This is a genomic window from Streptomyces amakusaensis (assembly GCF_039532665.1).
Taxonomy (GTDB): Bacteria; Actinomycetota; Actinomycetes; order Streptomycetales; family Streptomycetaceae; genus Streptomyces; species Streptomyces amakusaensis.
Genome location: NZ_BAAASB010000020.1, coordinates 81,205 through 98,719, shown reverse-complemented (window position 1 = coordinate 98,719; position 17,515 = coordinate 81,205). Strand labels below are relative to the sequence as shown.

The following is a 17,515-nucleotide window of genomic DNA, read 5'->3' as shown; positions in this document are numbered from 1 at the left end:
GCACCGATGTCCGAGCAGAGCCCGCTCGATCCGGCCGAGGGTGATCCCTTCGGCCCGCACAACCTCCCGTACGGCGTCTTCACCACGGCCGGTGAACCCGGGCGCCCCCGAGTCGGCGTCCGCCTCGGGAATCATGTGCTCGACGCCGGAGCGGCGGCCCGCGCCCTCGGCTCCCCGTACGCCGCCCTGTTGGACCGGCCGGGCCTCGACGCGCTGCTGGCCGCCGGGCGGACCGCCTGGCGCGATGTACGGCGGGCCCTGACCGCCTGGGTGACGGTCCCCGCCCACCGGGAGACGATCGAGCCGCTGCTGCACCCGCTCGACGCGGTCACCATGCTGCTGCCGTACCAGGTCGCCGACTACGTCGACTTCTACGCGAGCGAGCACCACGCCACCAATGTGGGCCGGATCTTCCGCCCGGACGGCGAGGCGCTGACCCCCAACTGGAAGCATCTCCCGATCGGTTACCACGGGCGCTCCGGCACGGTCGTCGTCTCCGGCACCGAGGTCGTACGGCCGAGCGGACAGCGGAAGACGCCCGCCGACACGGCCCCCGTCTTCGGCCCCTCGGTGAAGCTCGACATCGAGGCGGAGGTCGGCTTCCTCGTCGGCGTCCCCTCCCCGCAGGGCCGCCCGGTCGCCCTCGGCGACTTCCGGGACCATGTCTTCGGGCTCTCGCTCCTCAACGACTGGTCGGCGCGGGACCTCCAGGCCTGGGAGTACGTGCCGCTCGGGCCGTTCCTCGGCAAGTCCTTCGCCACCTCCGTCTCCGCCTGGGTGACCCCGCTGGAGGCGCTGGAGGCCGCCAGGACCGCCCCGCCCGCGCGGGACGTCCCGCTGCTGCCGTATCTCGACGACTCCGCCGAGGAGGAGCCGGGCGGCCTCGACATCCGGATCACGGTGACGGTCAACGGGCACGTGATCGCCGAGCCCCCGTTCGCCACGATGTACTGGACGGCGGCCCAGCAGCTGGCCCATATGACGGTGAACGGCGCGTCCCTGCGCACCGGCGATCTGTACGGCTCCGGCACGGTCAGCGGCCCCGAGGTCCATCAGCGCGGCTCCCTGCTCGAACTGACCTGGAACGGCCGCGACCGGATCGATCTCCCCGACGGCGGCCGGACCTTCCTCGCCGACGGCGACGAGGTGACGATGACCGCGTGGGCCCCGGGCCCGGACGGCGTCCGGGTCGGTCTGGGCGAGGTCAGCGGCAGGATCACGGCCGCCCCCGCCGGCTGAGCACGAAGCACTGAGCCACGGAGCGTGGGGAAGGACCCGGCCCCCCGGGTCCTTCCCCACGCCGCTGCCCCGAGGAGCTAACGGGCGAAGACCGAGGCCTGGCCCGCCAGATCCAGGAAGTACTGCGGGGCGAGCCCCAGCACCAGGGTCACCAGCACACCGGCCGCGATGGCCGTGCTGGTCATCGCCGAGGGGACGGCGACCGTGGGCCCGTCGGCCTTGGGCTCGCTGAAGAACATCAGCACGATGACCCGGATGTAGAAGAACGCGGCGATCGCCGACGAGAGAACACCGACCACCACCAGCGCCCCCGCGCCGCCCTCGGCCGCGGCCTTGAAGACCGCGAACTTCCCCGAGAAGCCGGAGGTCAGCGGAATCCCGGCGAAGGACAGCAGAAACACCGCGAACACCGCCGCCACCAGCGGAGAACGCCTGCCGAGCCCGGCCCACTTGGAGAGATGGGTCGCCTCGCCGCCCGCGTCCCGCACCAGGGTGACCACCGCGAAGGCCCCGATGGTCACGAACGAGTACGCGCCCAGATAGAAGAGGACCGACGAGACGCCGTCCGGGGTGAACGCGATGACACCCGCGAGGATGAACCCGGCGTGCGCGATGGACGAGTACGCCAGGAGACGCTTGATGTCCGTCTGGGTGATGGCCACGATCGCACCGGCCAGCATGGTGACGATCGCGATCGCCCACATCACCGGCCGCCAGTCCCAGCGCAGCCCCGGCAGCACCACATAGAGCAGCCGCAGCAGCGCGCCGAACGCGGCCACCTTGGTCGCCGCCGCCATGAAGCCGGTCACCGGGGTCGGCGCGCCCTGATAGACGTCCGGGGTCCACATGTGGAACGGCACCGCGCCGACCTTGAAGAGCAGACCCATCAGGATCAGCGCGCCGCCGATGAGCAGCAGCGCGTCATTGCCCATGGTGTCGGCGAGCGCCGGGTCGATGGTGCGGACGCTGCCGTCGACGACCTCCGCGATCCGGGCGTAGGAGACCGAGCCCGCGTATCCGTACAGCAGCGCGATGCCGAAGAGCATGAACGCCGAGGAGAACGCGCCCAGCAGGAAGTACTTCACCGCGGCCTCCTGCGACAGCAGCCGCTTGCGGCGGGCGAGGGCGCAGAGGAGATAGAGCGGGAGCGAGAAGACTTCCAGCGCGACGAAGAGCGTCAGCAGATCGTTGGCGGCGGGGAAGACCAGCATGCCGGCGATCGCGAAGAGCGCCAGCGGATAGACCTCGGTGGTGGTGAACCCGGCCCTGACCGCGGCCTTCTCGCTGTCGCTGCCGGGCACGGAGGCGGCCTGGGCGACGAAGGAGTCGATACGGTTCCCATGGGTCTCGGGATCGAGCCTGCGCTCGGCGAAGGTGAGCACGGCCACCACCGAGGCCAGCAGGATCGTGCCCTGGAGGAAGAGCGTCGGCCCGTCGATCGCGATCGCGCCCATGGCCGCGACATTGGCCTTCGCGGTGCCGTAACCGGCCTGCGCGAGGGCGATGATGGCGGCGAAGGAGGCGGCGAGCGCGACCACGGTCAGGGTGACCTGGGCCTGGTAGCGCGCCTTCCGCGGCAGGAACGCCTCCAGCAGGAGGCCCACGATCGCGGCTCCGACGACGATCAGGATCGGCGCCAGCTGGCCGTACTCGATGTCCGGGGCCTGGATCTTGTCCAGGGGCTCGGCGGCGGTCGTCCACAGACTGTGGACAGCGGTGGGGCTCACTTGGCGGCCTCCACTTCGGGCCGGGGGTCCTTCTGCTGTACGTCGGACATCGTGTGCTCCACTGCCGGGTTGACGATCTCCGTCAGCGGCTTCGGGAAGACGCCGAGGAAGATCAGGAGCGCGATCAGCGGCAGGACCACCGCCAGTTCACGGGGCTTGAGGTCGGGCATGGTCTTGACCTCGGCCTTCACCGGACCGGTCATGGTCCGCTGATAGAGGACGAGGGTGTAGAGGGCGGCCAGCACGATGCCCGAGGTCGCGATGATCCCCGCGACCGGATAGCGCGCGAAGGTGCCGACCAGGACCAGGAACTCACTGACGAAGGGCGCGAGCCCCGGCAGGGAGAGGGTGGCCAGACCGCCGATCAGGAAGGTGCCCGCGAGCACCGGGGCGACCTTCTGCACTCCGCCGTAGTCCGCGATGAGCCGGGAGCCGCGGCGGGTGATCAGGAACCCGGCCACCAGCATCAGCGCGGCGGTCGAGAGCCCGTGGTTGACCATGTACAGCGTCGCGCCGGACTGGCCCTGCGAGGTCATCGCGAAGATGCCGAGCACGATGAAACCGAAGTGCGAGATCGAGGCATAGGCGATCAGCCGCTTGATGTCGCGCTGGCCGACCGCGAGCAGCGCCCCGTAGACGATGCTGATCAGCGCCAGGACCAGGATCACGGGGGTGGCCCACTTCGAGGCCTCCGGGAAGAGCTGGAGGCAGAACCGCAGCATCGCGAAGGTGCCGACCTTGTCGACCACGGCGGTGATCAGCACCGCGACCGGGGTGGTGGCCTCCCCCATCGCGTTGGGCAGCCAGGTGTGCAGCGGCCAGAGCGGGGCCTTGATCGCGAAGGCGAAGAAGAAGCCGAGGAAGAGCAGCCGCTCGGTGTTGGTCGCCATCTCCAGCTGACCGCTCGCCCGCGCCTCGGCGATCTCGGTGAGCGAGAAGCTCCCCGCGACCACATAGAGCCCGATGACGGCGGCCAGCATGACCAGCCCGCCGACCAGGTTGTAGAGGAGGAACTTGACCGCCGCGTACGACCGCTGGGCCGCCGCCTTCTGGTCGCTGCCCGCGTGGGCGCGGTCGCCGAAGCCGCCGATGAGGAAGTACATCGGGATCAGCATGGCTTCGAAGAGGATGTAGAAGAGGAAGACGTCGGTGGCCTCGAAGGAGAGGATCACCATCGCCTCGACCATCAGGATCAGGGCGAAGAAGCCCTGCGTCGGCCGCCATCTGCTGTTGCCGGTCTCCTGGGGGTCGGCGTCGTTCCAGCCGGCCAGGACGACGAAGGGGATCAGCAGCGCGGTCAGCGCGATCAGCGCCACCCCGATGCCGTCCACGCCCAGTTCGTAGCGGACGCCGAACTCCGCGATCCAGGCGTGGGACTCGGTGAGCTGGTAGCGGTCGCCGCCCGGGTCGAACCGGAAGAAGACCACGGCGGCCAGCGCCAGGGTGATCAGCGAGAAGGCCAGCGCCAGCACTTTGGCCGCCGAGCGTCGCCCGGCGGGCACGGCGGCGACGACGATCGCGCCGACCGCCGGGACCACCGCCGTCGCCGTAAGGAGCGGGAAGGACATCGCGATTACACCGCCCTCATCAGCAGGGTCGCGGCGATCAGCACCGCCGTACCTCCGAACATCGAGACGGCGTACGAGCGGGCGTAGCCGTTCTGCATTTTGCGCATCCGGCCCGAGAGCCCGCCGACCGAGGCGGCCGTGCCGTTGACCACGCCGTCGACCAGGGTGTGGTCGACATAGACCAGGGAGCGGGTGAGGTGCTCGCCGCCGCGGACCAGGACCACATGGTTGATGTCGTCCTGGTAGAGATCGCGGCGGGCGGCCCGGGTGAGCAGCGAACCGCGCGGCGCGAGGACCGGGACCGGCCGCCTGCCGTACATCAGCCAGGCGACGCCGACTCCGATCAGCAGCACCACGACGGTGGCCGTGGTGACGGTGGCCGCGCTGATGGGAGCGTGGCCGTGGTCGTAACCGGTGACGGGCTCCAGCCAGTTGAGGAAGCGGTCGCCGATGCCGAAGAAGCCGCCCGCGAAGACCGAGCCGAAGGCCAGCACGATCATGGGGATCGTCATGGACCTGGGCGACTCGTGCGGATGGGGCTCACGGCCCTCGGCGTCGGGCTGCCAGCGCTTCTCGCCGAAGAAGGTCATCAGCATCACTCGGGTCATGTAGAACGCGGTGATGGCCGCGCCCAGCAGGGTGATCCCGCCGAGGATCCAGCCCTCCGCGCCGCCCTTGGCGAACGCGGACTCGATGATCTTGTCCTTGGAGAAGAAGCCGGAGAGGCCGGGGAAGCCGATGATGGCGAGATAGCCGAGGCCGAAGGTGACGAAGGTGATCGGCATGTGCTTGCGCAGACCGCCGTACTTCCGCATGTCGACCTCGTCGTTCATGCCGTGCATGACCGAGCCCGCCCCGAGGAAGAGCCCGGCCTTGAAGAAGCCGTGCGTCACCAGGTGCATGATCGCGAAGACATAGCCGATGGGGCCGAGCCCGGCCGCCAGGATCATGTAGCCGATCTGCGACATGGTCGAGCCGGCCAGCGCCTTCTTGATGTCGTCCTTCGCGCAACCGACGACGGCACCGAAGAGGAGGGTGACCGCGCCGACCACCACGACCACCAGCTGTGCCTCCGGGGCGGCGTTGAAGATCGCGCCGGAGCGGACGATGAGATAGACGCCGGCGGTCACCATCGTGGCCGCGTGGATCAGGGCCGAGACCGGGGTCGGGCCCTCCATCGCGTCCCCGAGCCAGGACTGGAGCGGCACCTGCGCGGACTTGCCGCAGGCCGCGAGGAGAAGCATCAGGCCGATCGCGGTCAGCGTGCCCTCGCCGGTCTCGCCGACGGAGCCGAGGACCGGTCCGAAGGCGAAGGTCCCGAAGGTGGTGAACATCAGCATGATGGCGATCGAGAGCCCGATGTCACCGACGCGGTTGACCAGGAAGGCCTTCTTCGCCGCCGTCGCGGCGCTGGGCTTGTGCTGCCAGAAGCCGATGAGGAGGTACGAGGCGAGGCCGACGCCCTCCCAGCCGAAGTACAGCAGCAGATAGTTGTCGGCGAGGACCAGCAGCAGCATCGCCGAGAGGAACAGGTTCAGATAGCCGAAGAAGCGCCGGCGGCGCTCGTCGTGCTCCATGTACCCGATGGAGTAGATGTGGATCAGGGTGCCCACACCGGTGATCAGCAGGACGAAGGTCATCGACAGCTGGTCCAGCTGGAAGGCGATGTCCGCCTGGAAGCCCTCGACGGGGATCCAGCTGAACAGCCTCTGGTGCAGGGTGCGCTCGTCGGCGCTCTCGCCCAGCATCCCGGCGAAGAGCACCACGCCGATGAGGAAGGACGCGCCGGCGAGCACGGTGCCCAGCCAGTGTCCGGTGCGGTCGAGCCGTCGCCCGCCGCACAGCAGCACCACCGCTCCGAGCAGGGGCGCCGCAATGAGCAGCGCAATCAGGTTCTCCACGATTCAGCCCCTCACAGCTTCATCAGGCTGGCGTCGTCGACCGAGGCCGAGTGGCGGGAACGGAACAGGGACACGATGATCGCGAGCCCGACCACGACTTCGGCGGCGGCGACCACCATCACGAAGAAGGCGATGATCTGGCCGTCGAGGTTTCCGTGCATCCGGGAGAAGGCGACGAGCGTCAGATTGCAGGCGTTGAGCATCAGCTCGATGCACATGAACACGACGATCGCGTTCCGCCGGATCAGTACTCCGGCCGCGCCGATGGTGAAGAGCAGCGCCGCCAGATACAGGTAGTTGACCGGATTCACCGGGTGGCCTCCTCTTCGTCCCGGTCCCGGTCCGCACGGTCGCCGGTGGAGCCGGTGGTGGAGCCGGTGACGGGGCCGGTGGTGGAGCTGGTGGAGCCGTGGCGTCCGAGCCGGTCCTCCGAGCGCTGCTCCAGCGCCTTGAGATCGCTCAGCGCCTTGGCCGACACATCGCGGATCTGGCCGCGCTCCCGCAGGGTGCTGATCACGGTCAGCTCGGAGGGGGTGCCGTCCGGCAGCAGACCGGGGATGTCCACCGCGTTGTGCCGGGCGTAGACGCCGGGGGCGGGCAGCGGCGGGAGCTGCTTGCCCTCACGGACCCGCCGCTCGGCCATCTCCCGCTGGGTCAGGGACCGCTCGGTGCGCTCCTTGTGGGTGAGGACCATCGCGCCGACGGCCGCCGTGATCAGCAGCGCGCCGGTGATCTCGAAGGCGAAGACGTACTTGGTGAAGAGGAGGGCGGCGAGCCCTTCGACATTGCCGCCGTGGGCGGTGTTCGCGGCCCCAAGACCGTTGAAGGTCGACAGCGACGCATGCCCGATGCCGGTGATCAGCAGCACGCCGAAGCCGAGTCCGCAGAGCGCCGCGAGCCAGCGCTGCCCCTTGAGCGTCTCCTTCAGGGAGTCGGCGGCGGTGACGCCGACGAGCATGACCACGAAGAGGAACAGCATCATGATCGCGCCGGTGTAGACGACGATCTGGACGACGCCGAGGAAGTACGCGCCGTTGGCGAGGTAGAAGACCGCCAGGATGATCATGGTTCCGGCGAGGCAGAGGGCGCTGTGCACGGCCCGCCTCATCAGAATCGTACAGAGCGCGCCGATCACGGCGACGGTGCCGAGCACCCAGAACTGGACGGCCTCACCGGTCGAAGTGGTGGTCGCCGCCAGGGTGTTCAGCCCGCTCAGGCCGGTCATGCGTCCACCTCCTCGTCCTTCTCCTCCTTGGAGCGGGGGGTCTGCTGGACGGTGCCGGGCGCGGCCTCGGTGACCAGCCCCCGGTAGTAGTCGGACTCGTCCATGCCGGGGTAGATGGCGTGCGGCGAGTCGACCATGGTCTCTTCCAGACCGGCGAGCAGCTGCTCCTTGGTGTAGATGAGGTTCTCGCGGGAGCTGTCGGCCAGCTCGAACTCATTGGTCATCGTCAGCGCCCGGGTGGGGCAGGCCTCGATGCAGAGTCCGCAGAGGATGCAGCGCGCGTAATTGATCTGGTAGACGCGGCCGTACCGCTCGCCCGGGGAGTACCGCTCTTCCTCGGTGTTGTCCGCGCCCTCGACATAAATGGCGTCGGCCGGGCAGGCCCAGGCGCACAGCTCGCACCCCACGCACTTCTCCAGCCCGTCCGGATGACGGTTGAGCTGGTGGCGGCCGTGAAAGCGCGGCGCTGTGACCTTCTCCTGCTCGGGGTACTGCTCGGTCAGCCGCTTCTTGAACATGGCCTTGAAGGTCACGCCGAAGCCTGCGACCGGGTTCTGGAACGTGCTTTCCGAATCCTCAGACACCGTCAGCCTCCTTTCCGTCACGAGGGCCATCACTCACAGTGTCGGACCCACCACTGACAATCAGCTCGCGCTCACGGCGCGGACGCCTGCGCGGCACGGGTGGCAGGGTCTGTCCGGGCAGCGGTGGCACCGGGAATCCGCCCGCCATCGGGTCGAAGGCGGGGGGCGGCGGTTTCGCCGCCTCGGCCGCCTGTTCCTTCTTGCCGCGGAACATGTCCGCGACGAAGGTCAAGAGCAGTACGGCGATGACCGCGCCGCCGACATAGAGCAGGATCGACTGGAAGTCGTAGTTCTCGTTCCGCAGCGCCCGCACGGTCGCGACCAGCATCAGCCAGACCAGCGAGACCGGGATGAGCACCTTCCAGCCGAGCTTCATCAGCTGGTCGTAGCGGACCCGGGGCAGGGTGCCGCGCAGCCAGATGAAGAAGAACAGCAGCAGCTGGACCTTGATGACGAACCAGAGCATCGGCCACCAGCCCTGGTTGGCGCCCTCCCAGAAGGTGGAGATGGGGTACGGGGCCCGCCAGCCGCCCAGGAAGAGGGTGACCGAGACGGCGGAGACGGTGACCATGTTGACGTACTCGGCCAGCATGAACAGCGCGAACTTGATCGAGCTGTACTCGGTGTTGAAGCCGCCGACCAGGTCGCCCTCGGACTCCGGCATGTCGAACGGGGCCCGGTTGGTCTCTCCGACCATCGTGATGATGTAGATGATGAAGGAGACCGGCAGCAGGACGATGTACCAGCGGTCCGCCTGCGCCTCCACGATCGCCGAGGTCGACATCGAGCCCGCGTAGAGGAAGACGGAGGCGAAGGCCGCGCCCATGGCGATCTCGTACGAGATCATCTGCGCCGCCGAGCGCAATCCGCCGAGCAGCGGGTACGTCGAGCCCGAGGACCAGCCCGCGAGCACCAGGCCGTAGATGCCGACCGAGGCGACCGCGAGGACGTAGAGCATCGCGATCGGCAGATCGGTGAGCTGCATCGTGGTGCGCTGGCCGAAGATCGAGACCTGGTTGTCCGAAGGGCCGAAGGGGATGACGGCGATCGCCATGAAGGCGGGGATCGCGGCGATGATCGGGGCGAGGATGTAGACGACCTTGTCCGCCCGCTTGACGATCACATCCTCCTTCAGCATCAGCTTGACGCCGTCCGCGAGGGACTGGAGGAGGCCCCAGGGGCCGTGCCGGTTCGGGCCGATGCGCAGCTGCATCCAGGCGACGACCTTGCGCTCCCAGACGATGGAGAAGAGCACCGTCACCATCAGGAAGGCGAAGCAGAACACGGCCTTGAGGGCGACGAGCCACCAGGGGTCGCGCCCGAAGAGCGAGAGGTCCTCGGCGGCGAGGAGCTGCATCTCGGCGAGGGGGGCCGCGGCGATCATGCGCCCACCTCCGGCGACTCGATCGCGTCCGGGGCGGCGGGGGTCGCGCCGATGCGGACCAGCCGGCCGGGGCGGGCCCCGGTGTCGTCGCCGACGCCGCCGCCGGTGGAGTTGAGCGGCAGCCAGACGACCCGGTCGGGCATCTCGGTGACCTTCAGGGGGAGTCGTACGGTCCCGGCGGGGCCGGTGACGGAGAGTTCGTCGCCGTCCTTGACGCCGGTCTCGGCGGCCGTGGCGGGCGACAGCCGGGCGACGGCCTCGTGACGGGTGCCCGCCAGAGCCGCGTCACCGCGCTGGAGCAGCCCCTGGTCGAGCAGGAGCCGGTGTCCGGCGAGGACCGCCTCGCCCTCGCCCGCGGACGGCAGCGGTTCGGCGGACTCCATCGGTCCGCCGGCCCGGGGGCCGCGCCAGACGCCGAGCCGGTCCAGCTCACGCCGTACGGAGGTGAGATCGGGCAGTCCGAAGGGGATGTCCATCTCGTCCGCGATCATGTGCAGGACGCGGGCGTCGGCCGGGGCGAGCGTACGGGTCATCTGCTCGGGCTTGAGCGCGGCCTCGAACATCCGCGCGCGGCCCTCCCAGTTGAGGAAGGTGCCGGGTTTCTCGGCGACGGCCGCCACCGGGAAGACGACGTCGGCGCGGTCGGTGACCTCGCTGGGCCGCAGCTCCAGGGAGACCAGGAAGCCGACCTCGTCCAGCGCCTCGCGGGCGCGGGCCGGGTCGGGCAGATCCGCGATCTCGACGCCCGCGACGAGCAGTGCGGCGAGTTCGCCGGTGGCCGCCGCGTCGATGATCCGGTCGGTGTCGCGGCCGTAGCGGTGCGGGAGTTCCCGTACGCGCCAGGCCTCGGCGGTCTCCTCGCGGGCGCGGGGGTCGGTGGCGGGCCGGCCGCCGGGCAGCAGCGAGGGGATCGCGCCGGCCTCGACCGCGCCGCGCTCCCCGGCCCGGCGCGGGATCCACACCAGCCGGGCGCCGGTGGCGGTCGCGGTGCGGACGGCGGCGGTGAGCCCGCCGGGGACGCCCGCGAGCCGTTCGCCGACGACGATGACCGCGCCCTCGGTGCGCAGCGCGGTCGCGGCGTCCGCTCCGTCGCCGTCGAGTCCGTCGTCGGCGGCGAGCGCGTCCAGCCACTCGGTCTCGGTGCCGGGCGCGGTGGGGAGCAGGGTGCCGCCCGCCTTGGCCAGGCCCCGGGTGGCGTGGGTGGCGAGCGCGAAGGTGCGCTGGCCGTGCTTGCGGTGGGCCTTGCGGAGCCGGAGGAAGACCCCGGGGGCCTCCTCCTCGGCCTCGAAGCCGGCCAGGAGCACGGCGGGGGCCCGCTCCAGCACCGCGTTGGTGACGCCGTCCCCGGACAGGTCCCGGCCCCGGCCCGCGACCTCGGCGGCCAGGAAGTCGGCCTCCTCGGAGGAGTGGACGCGGGCGCGGAAGTCGACGTCGTTGGTGTCGAGGGCGACCCGGGCGAACTTGGCGTACGCGTAGGAGTCCTCGACGGTGAGCCGGCCGCCCGCGAGGACCCCGGCCCGGCCGCGCGCCGCGCCGAGTCCGGCCGCGGCGGCGGCGAGCGCCTCGGGCCAGCCGGCGGGCTGGAGCACCCCGTCCGCGTCACGGATCAGCGGGGTGGTCAGCCGGTCGCGCTGCTGGGCGTAGCGGAATCCGAACCGCCCCTTGTCGCAGATCCACTCCTCGTTGACCTCGGGGTCGTCGGCGGCGAGCCGCCGCATGACCTTGCCGCGCCGGTGGTCGGTGCGGGTGGCGCAGCCGCCGGAGCAGTGCTCGCAGACGCTGGGCGTGGAGACCAGGTCGAAGGGGCGGGAGCGGAAGCGGTACGCGGCCGAGGTCAGCGCGCCGACCGGGCAGATCTGGATGGTGTTTCCGGAGAAGTACGACTCGAAGGGGTCGCCCTCGCCGGTGCCGACCTGCTGGAGCGCGCCCCGCTCGACCAGTTCGATCATCGGGTCGCCCGCGACCTGGTTGGAGAAGCGGGTGCAGCGGGCGCAGAGCACGCACCGCTCGCGGTCGAGCAGCACCTGGGTGGAGATCGGCACCGGCTTCTCGTAGGTGCGCTTCTTCCCTTCGAAGCGGGAGTCGGCGTCGCCGTGGGACATCGCCTGGTTCTGGAGCGGGCACTCGCCGCCCTTGTCGCAGACGGGACAGTCGAGCGGATGGTTGATCAGCAGCAGCTCCATCACGCCCTTCTGCGCCTTCTCGGCGACGGGCGAGCTGAGCTGCGACTTGACGACCATGCCGTCGGTGCAGGTGATGGTGCAGGAGGCCATCGGCTTGCGCTGGCCCTCGACCTCCACGATGCACTGCCGGCACGCGCCGACGGGATCGAGGAGGGGGTGGTCGCAGAACCGGGGGATCTCGATGCCGAGGAGTTCGGCGGCGCGGATGACGAGGGTCCCCTTGGGGACGCTGATCTCGGCGCCGTCGATGGTCAGTGTGACGAGGTCCTCGGGCGGCAGCGCCGCCTCCCCGCCCCCGGAGGGAGCGCTCGTGGTCACAGTCATGCGTTCACCTCCGTACGGTGATCGGCCCAAGCGGTCGACTTGGCCGGGTCGAAGGGGCAGCCGGAGCCGGTGATGTGCTGTTCGTACTCCTCGCGGAAGTACTGGAGCGAGGAGAAGATGGGGGATGCCGCGCCGTCGCCGAGGGCGCAGAACGACTTGCCGTTGATGTTGTCGGCGATGTCGTTCAGCTTGTCGAGGTCGGACATGACGCCGTTGCCGGCCTCGATGTCGCGGAGCAGCTGGACCAGCCAGTACGTGCCCTCGCGGCAGGGGGTGCACTTGCCGCAGGACTCATGGGCGTAGAACTCGGTCCAGCGGGTGACGGCCCGCACCACGCAGGTGGTCTCGTCGAAGCACTGGAGCGCCTTGGTGCCGAGCATGGAGCCGGCGGCGGCGACGCCCTCGTAGTCGAGGGGCACATCGAGGTGTTCCTCGGTGAGCAGCGGGGTGGAGGAGCCGCCGGGGGTCCAGAACTTGAGGCGGTGGCCGGGTCGCATGCCGCCGCTCATGTCGAGGAGCTGGCGCAGGGTGATCCCGAGGGGGGCCTCGTACTGGCCGGGGCCGGCGACATGGCCGCTGAGCGAGTAGAGCGTGAAGCCCGCGGACTTCTCGCTGCCCATGGATGTGAACCAGTCTTTCCCGCGGTTGAGGATCGCGGGAACCGAGGCGATGGACTCGACGTTGTTCACGACAGTGGGGCACGCGTACAGACCGGCGACCGCGGGGAAGGGGGGTCGCAGCCGGGGCTGGCCGCGCCGTCCTTCCAGTGAGTCCAGCAGTGCGGTCTCCTCGCCGCAGATGTACGCGCCCGCGCCCGCGTGCACCGTGATGTCGAGGTCGATTCCGCTGCCGAGGACGTCCTTGCCGAGGTATCCCGCCTCGTACGCCTCCCGCACGGCTTCGTGGAGCCTGCGCAGTACGGGGACGACCTCACCGCGGAGATAGATGAAGGCGTGGTTCGAGCGGATCGCGTAGCAGGCGATGATCATCCCCTCGATGAGGGAATGCGGGTTGGCGAAGAGGAGCGGGATGTCCTTGCAGGTCCCGGGCTCCGACTCGTCGGCGTTGACAACAAGATAGTGCGGCTTGCCGTCTCCCTGCGGGATGAACTGCCATTTCATCCCGGTGGGGAAGCCCGCGCCGCCCCGGCCGCGGAGGCCCGAGTCCTTGACGTAGGCGATGAGGTCGTCCGGGGACATGGCGAGCGCCTTGCGCAGGCCCTGGTAGCCCTCGTGGCGCTGATAGGTCTTCAGCGTCCAGGACTCCTCCTCGTCCCAGAAGGCGGAGAGGACCGGTGTGAGGAGTTTCTCGGGGCTGTTCTCCCCGCCGGACCCGGGCCGGGCGGTGCCTCCGTATTCGGTGGACACGGCCATCACTCCCCCTCCTCGGTGACCGGTCCGGACGGGTGCCGGGGGCCGGAGTCCGATGTCGACTGCGTGGTGTCCGCGGTCCCGGCGGGGTTCGCCGGGCGGCGGTCCTCGGGGGTCCCGGCGCGGGGGGAGACCACCCGGGCGGGGACGGACTCGCCCTTGGCCAGGCGCAGTCCGATCAGCGAGGCGTGGCCCGCGCCGCCGGTGGCCGCGACCGCGCCGGGGCGCTCGTCGGGGAAGCCGGCGAGGATGCGCGCGGTCTCCTTGTAGGTGCACAGGGGCGCGCCCCTGGTGGGCTCCACCGGCCGGCCGGCGCGCAGGTCGTCGACGAGCCGGCGGGCGCTCTCGGGTGTCTGGTTGTCGAAGAACTCCCAGTTCACCATCACCACCGGGGCGAAGTCGCAGGCCGCGTTGCACTCGATGTGCTCCAGCGTGACCTTGCCGTCCTCGGTGGTCTCGTTGTTGCCGACGCCGAGGTGTTCCTTGAGGTCCTCGAAGATGGCGTCGCCGCCCATCACCGCGCAGAGGGTGTTGGTGCAGACGCCGACCTGGTAGTCCCCGGAGGGTTTGCGGCGGTACATGGTGTAGAAGGTGGCGACCGCGGTGACCTCGGCGGTGGTGAGTTCGAGGATCTCCGCGCAGAAGCGCATGCCGGTGCGGGAGACATGGCCCTCGTGCGACTGCACCAGGTGGAGCAGCGGGAGCAGCGCGGAGCGCGAGTCGGGGTAGCGGGAGATGATCTCCTTGGCGTCCGCCTCCAGCGCGGCGCGCACATCGGCCGGGTAGTCGGGGGCGGGCAGCTGGGGCATCCCCAGCTGTACCTCCTGGTTGGGCGACTGGGCCGTCATCGGTCGACGCCTCCCATCACGGGGTCGATGGACGCGACGGCGACGATGACGTCGGCGACCTGGCCGCCTTCGCACATGGCCGCCATGGCCTGAAGGTTGGTGAAGGACGGGTCCCGGAAATGGACCCGGTAGGGGCGGGTGGAGCCGTCGGAGACGATGTGCGCGCCGAGTTCGCCCTTGGGGGACTCGACGGCCGCGTAGACCTGTCCGGCGGGGACCCGGAAGCCCTCGGTGACGAGTTTGAAGTGGTGGATCAGGGCCTCCATGGAGGTGCCCATGATCTTCTTGATGTGGTCGAGGGAGTTGCCGAGTCCGTCCGGGCCGAGCGCGAGCTGGGCGGGCCAGGCGATCTTCTTGTCGCCGACCATGACCGGGCCGGGCTCCAGGCGCTCGATGCACTGCTCGATGATCCGCAGCGACTGCCGCATCTCTTCCAGCCGGATCAGGAAGCGGCCGTAGGAGTCGCAGGTGTCGGCGGTCGGGACGTCGAAGTCGTAGGTCTCGTAGCCGCAGTACGGGTCGGTCTTGCGCAGGTCGTGGGCGAGTCCGGCGGAGCGCAGGACGGGGCCGGTGGCTCCCAGCGCCATGCAGCCGGCCAGGTCGAGATAGCCGATGTCCTGCATACGGGCCTTGAAGATGGGGTTGCCGGTGGCGAGCTTGTCGTACTCCGGCAGGTTCTGCTTCATCGTCCTGAGGAACTCGCGGAGCCGGTCCACCGCGCCGGGGGGCAGGTCCTGGGCGAGGCCGCCGGGGCGGATGTACGCGTGGTTCATCCGCAGGCCGGTGATGAGTTCGTAGAGGTCGAGGACGAGTTCCCGGTCGCGGAAGCCGTAGATCATGATCGTGGTCGCGCCGAGTTCCATCCCGCCGGTGGCGATGCACACCAGATGGGAGGAGAGCCGGTTGAGCTCCATCAGCAGGACGCGGATGACGGTCGCGCGGTCGGGGATCTGGTCCTCGATGCCGAGGAGTTTCTCGACGCCCAGACAGTAGGCCGCCTCGTTGAAGAAGGGCGTGAGGTAGTCCATGCGCGTGACGAAGGTGGTGCCCTGGGTCCAGGTGCGGTATTCGAGGTTCTTCTCGATGCCGGTGTGGAGGTAGCCGATGCCGCAGCGGGCCTCGGTGACCGTCTCGCCGTCGATCTCCAGGATCAGCCGGAGCACCCCGTGGGTGGAGGGGTGCTGGGGGCCCATGTTGACGACGATGCGCTCGTCGTCGGTCTTGGCCGCCGCCTGGACGACCTCGTCCCAGTCGCCGCCGGTGACCGTGTAGACGGGTCCTTCGGTGGTTTCGCGGGGGGCGCCCGGGGTGGCGGCGGGGCTCGCCGGGGGGTGGGCGTGGGATGTGGTCATCAGCTGTACGACCTCCGCTGGTCCGGAGCCGGGATCTGGGCGCCCTTGTACTCGACGGCGATGCCGCCGAGCGGATAGTCCTTGCGCTGCGGGAAGCCCTGCCAGTCGTCCGGCATCATGATCCGGGTGAGGGCGGGGTGGCCGTCGAAGATCAGGCCGAAGAAGTCGTAGGCCTCGCGCTCGTGCCAGTCGTTGGTCGGGTAGACGGTGACCAGCGAGGGGATGTGCGGGTCGCGGTCCGGGGCGGACACCTCGACGCGGATCAGCCGGCCGTGGGTGAGCGAGCGCAGATGGTAGACGGCGTGCAGCTCGCGGCCCTTGTCCTCGGGGTAGTGGACGGCGCTGACCCCGGTGCAGAGTTCGAAGCGCAGGGCGGGGTCGTCGCGCAGGGTGCGGGCGACCTGGAGCAGATGCTCGCGCTCGATGTGGAAGGTCAGTTCCGCCCGGTCGACGACCGTCTTCTCGATGGCGTGCTCGGGGACGAGTCCCTGCTCCTCCAGAGCGCCTTCGAGTTCGTCGGCGACCTCGTCGAAGTAGCCGCCGTAGGGCCGGGACGCCGCGCCGGGGAGCCGCACCGAGCGGACCAGTCCGCCGTAACCGGAGGTGTCGCCGCCGTTGTTGGCGCCGAACATGCCGCGCTGGACGCGGATCTCCTCACCGTGGTCGCCGCGCTGTCCGGGGAGGTTCTGCTCGCTCAGTTCCCTCTCGGGGTTGGGCCGGTCGTCCGGCGGGGAGCCGGGCCGACGGTCCTGTGGCCGGTCGCTCATCGCAGCAGCCCCTTCATCTCGATCAGCGGGAGCGCCTTGAGCGCCGCTTCCTCCGCCTCACGGGCCGCCTCCTCCGCGTTGACGCCGAGCTTGGAGGACTGGATCTTCTGGTGGAGCTTGAGGATCGCGTCCAGCAGCATCTCGGGGCGCGGCGGGCAGCCGGGCAGATAGATGTCCACGGGGACGATGTGGTCGACGCCCTGGACGATCGCGTAGTTGTTGAACATGCCGCCCGAGGAGGCGCAAACCCCCATGGAGATCACCCACTTGGGGCTGGGCATCTGGTCGTAGACCTGCCGCAGCACCGGGGCCATCTTCTGGCTCACCCGGCCGGCCACGATCATCAGGTCGGCCTGGCGCGGCGAGCCGCGGAACACTTCCATGCCGAAGCGGGCCAGGTCGTAGCGGCCCGCGCCGGTCGTCATCATCTCGATGGCGCAGCACGCCAGCCCGAACGTGGCCGGGAAGACGGACGACTTGCGCACCCAGCCCGCGGCCTGCTCGACCGTGGTCAGCAGGAAACCGCTCGGCAGCTTCTCTTCGAGTCCCATTGGCCCTCAGCCCCTCAGTCCCATTCCAGCCCGCCGCGACGCCACACATAGGCGTAGGCGACGAAGACGGTGAGCACGAAGAGCAGCATCTCCACGAGCCCGAAAAGCCCGAGGGCGTCGAAGCTGACCGCCCAGGGGTAAAGGAAGACGATCTCGATGTCGAAGACGATGAAGAGCATCGCCGTCAGGTAGTACTTGATGGGAAAGCGGCCGCCTCCGGCCGGCGTGGGAGTGGGCTCGATGCCGCACTCGTAGGCCTCCAGCTTTGCCCGGTTGTACCGTTTGGGGCCGATCAGCGTGGCCATGACCACGGAGAAGATCGCAAACCCTGCCCCGAGGGCGCCGAGTACAAGGATGGGCGCGTAGGCATTCACCCTCCTCGCTCCTTCCAGTCGTCCTTGACCGAGTGGACCGCACCGGGCGTCTGCCGTACCGCCTCGAAGATCGTGTTCATGTGAGGCAGTTCACAAGCCCGACTGCCCCGCATCCTAT

Annotated in this window: 15 protein-coding genes; 1 reads left to right on the top strand and 14 read right to left on the bottom strand. The window is 69.6% G+C overall.

From position 1 onward, the window contains the following. Window positions 1–6: 6 nt before the first annotated feature. Window positions 7–1,239 carry a fumarylacetoacetase gene (gene fahA, locus ABD371_RS29095; RefSeq protein WP_344483346.1) on the top strand — a complete coding sequence of 411 codons (1,233 nt, stop codon included), beginning with the start codon at window positions 7–9 and terminating at the stop codon, window positions 1,237–1,239. 77 nt (window positions 1,240–1,316) lie between these two features. Here the strand turns inward: fahA and nuoN are convergent, their stop codons facing one another. From nuoN to ABD371_RS29025, 14 genes are read right to left on the bottom strand one after another with little or no spacing between them, the layout of a single operon-like run. Further along, window positions 1,317–2,966, bottom strand: coding sequence for an NADH-quinone oxidoreductase subunit NuoN (nuoN, locus tag ABD371_RS29090; RefSeq protein ID WP_344483343.1), 1,650 nt, complete (start codon window positions 2,964–2,966; stop codon window positions 1,317–1,319). Then, on the bottom strand, window positions 2,963–4,534 hold the full coding sequence (locus ABD371_RS29085) for an NADH-quinone oxidoreductase subunit M (RefSeq protein WP_344483340.1): 1,572 nt from the start codon (window positions 4,532–4,534) through the stop codon (window positions 2,963–2,965). The genes nuoN and ABD371_RS29085 overlap by 4 nt, the downstream gene beginning before the upstream one ends. A 5-nt stretch (window positions 4,535–4,539) precedes the next feature. After that, window positions 4,540–6,435, bottom strand: a complete 1,896-nt coding sequence (gene nuoL / locus ABD371_RS29080) for an NADH-quinone oxidoreductase subunit L (RefSeq protein WP_344483337.1) — start codon at window positions 6,433–6,435, stop codon at window positions 4,540–4,542. Window positions 6,436–6,446: 11 nt separating this feature from the next. Further along, entirely contained in the window at window positions 6,447–6,746 is a 300-nt protein-coding gene (gene nuoK, locus ABD371_RS29075; RefSeq protein ID WP_190125818.1) for an NADH-quinone oxidoreductase subunit NuoK, read from the bottom strand. Continuing rightward, window positions 6,743–7,660, bottom strand: a complete 918-nt coding sequence (locus ABD371_RS29070) for an NADH-quinone oxidoreductase subunit J (RefSeq protein WP_344483332.1) — start codon at window positions 7,658–7,660, stop codon at window positions 6,743–6,745. The genes nuoK and ABD371_RS29070 overlap by 4 nt, the downstream gene beginning before the upstream one ends. Further along, window positions 7,657–8,274, bottom strand: a complete 618-nt coding sequence (nuoI, locus tag ABD371_RS29065) for an NADH-quinone oxidoreductase subunit NuoI (protein ID WP_344483327.1) — start codon at window positions 8,272–8,274, stop codon at window positions 7,657–7,659. The genes ABD371_RS29070 and nuoI overlap by 4 nt, the downstream gene beginning before the upstream one ends. Further along, a complete protein-coding gene (gene nuoH / locus ABD371_RS29060; protein WP_344483324.1) occupies window positions 8,237–9,628 on the bottom strand; it encodes an NADH-quinone oxidoreductase subunit NuoH in 1,392 nt (463 codons plus the stop codon). The genes nuoI and nuoH overlap by 38 nt, the downstream gene beginning before the upstream one ends. Further along, on the bottom strand, window positions 9,625–12,135 hold the full coding sequence (locus ABD371_RS29055) for an NADH-quinone oxidoreductase subunit G (protein WP_344483321.1): 2,511 nt from the start codon (window positions 12,133–12,135) through the stop codon (window positions 9,625–9,627). The genes nuoH and ABD371_RS29055 overlap by 4 nt, the downstream gene beginning before the upstream one ends. Then, a complete protein-coding gene (nuoF, locus tag ABD371_RS29050) occupies window positions 12,132–13,508 on the bottom strand; it encodes an NADH-quinone oxidoreductase subunit NuoF (protein WP_344483318.1) in 1,377 nt (458 codons plus the stop codon). The genes ABD371_RS29055 and nuoF overlap by 4 nt, the downstream gene beginning before the upstream one ends. Continuing rightward, the gene (gene nuoE / locus ABD371_RS29045) at window positions 13,508–14,353 is read right to left on the bottom strand and encodes an NADH-quinone oxidoreductase subunit NuoE (protein ID WP_344483314.1); all 846 of its coding nucleotides are present in this window, start codon (window positions 14,351–14,353) and stop codon (window positions 13,508–13,510) included. Before nuoE ends, nuoF begins: the two co-directional genes overlap by 1 nt. Continuing rightward, a complete protein-coding gene (locus ABD371_RS29040) occupies window positions 14,350–15,705 on the bottom strand; it encodes an NADH-quinone oxidoreductase subunit D (protein WP_344483311.1) in 1,356 nt (451 codons plus the stop codon). The genes nuoE and ABD371_RS29040 overlap by 4 nt, the downstream gene beginning before the upstream one ends. After that, window positions 15,705–16,472, bottom strand: coding sequence for an NADH-quinone oxidoreductase subunit C (locus tag ABD371_RS29035; RefSeq protein ID WP_344483308.1), 768 nt, complete (start codon window positions 16,470–16,472; stop codon window positions 15,705–15,707). Before ABD371_RS29035 ends, ABD371_RS29040 begins: the two co-directional genes overlap by 1 nt. Then, window positions 16,469–17,023: a NuoB/complex I 20 kDa subunit family protein gene (locus ABD371_RS29030; protein ID WP_344483305.1), complete on the bottom strand. Its 555-nt coding sequence runs from the start codon at window positions 17,021–17,023 to the stop codon at window positions 16,469–16,471. Before ABD371_RS29030 ends, ABD371_RS29035 begins: the two co-directional genes overlap by 4 nt. A 14-nt stretch (window positions 17,024–17,037) precedes the next feature. Next, window positions 17,038–17,397: an NADH-quinone oxidoreductase subunit A gene (locus ABD371_RS29025; protein WP_003956195.1), complete on the bottom strand. Its 360-nt coding sequence runs from the start codon at window positions 17,395–17,397 to the stop codon at window positions 17,038–17,040. Window positions 17,398–17,515: the final 118 nt, after the last annotated feature.

What these genes read in the sequence shown, in the direction of transcription:
- fahA (WP_344483346.1), top strand. Translation starts at nt 7, where the DNA reads ATGTCCGAGCAGAGCCCGCTCGATCCGGCCGAGGGTGATCCCTTCGGC.
- ABD371_RS29085 (WP_344483340.1), bottom strand. Translation starts at nt 4,534, where the DNA reads ATGTCCTTCCCGCTCCTTACGGCGACGGCGGTGGTCCCGGCGGTCGGC.
- ABD371_RS29070 (WP_344483332.1), bottom strand. Translation starts at nt 7,660, where the DNA reads ATGACCGGCCTGAGCGGGCTGAACACCCTGGCGGCGACCACCACTTCG.
- nuoI (WP_344483327.1), bottom strand. Translation starts at nt 8,274, where the DNA reads ATGGCCCTCGTGACGGAAAGGAGGCTGACGGTGTCTGAGGATTCGGAA.
- nuoH (WP_344483324.1), bottom strand. Translation starts at nt 9,628, where the DNA reads ATGATCGCCGCGGCCCCCCTCGCCGAGATGCAGCTCCTCGCCGCCGAG.
- ABD371_RS29055 (WP_344483321.1), bottom strand. Translation starts at nt 12,135, where the DNA reads ATGACTGTGACCACGAGCGCTCCCTCCGGGGGCGGGGAGGCGGCGCTG.
- nuoF (WP_344483318.1), bottom strand. Translation starts at nt 13,508, where the DNA reads ATGGCCGTGTCCACCGAATACGGAGGCACCGCCCGGCCCGGGTCCGGC.
- nuoE (WP_344483314.1), bottom strand. Translation starts at nt 14,353, where the DNA reads ATGACGGCCCAGTCGCCCAACCAGGAGGTACAGCTGGGGATGCCCCAG.
- ABD371_RS29040 (WP_344483311.1), bottom strand. Translation starts at nt 15,705, where the DNA reads ATGACCACATCCCACGCCCACCCCCCGGCGAGCCCCGCCGCCACCCCG.
- ABD371_RS29035 (WP_344483308.1), bottom strand. Translation starts at nt 16,472, where the DNA reads ATGAGCGACCGGCCACAGGACCGTCGGCCCGGCTCCCCGCCGGACGAC.
- ABD371_RS29030 (WP_344483305.1), bottom strand. Translation starts at nt 17,023, where the DNA reads ATGGGACTCGAAGAGAAGCTGCCGAGCGGTTTCCTGCTGACCACGGTC.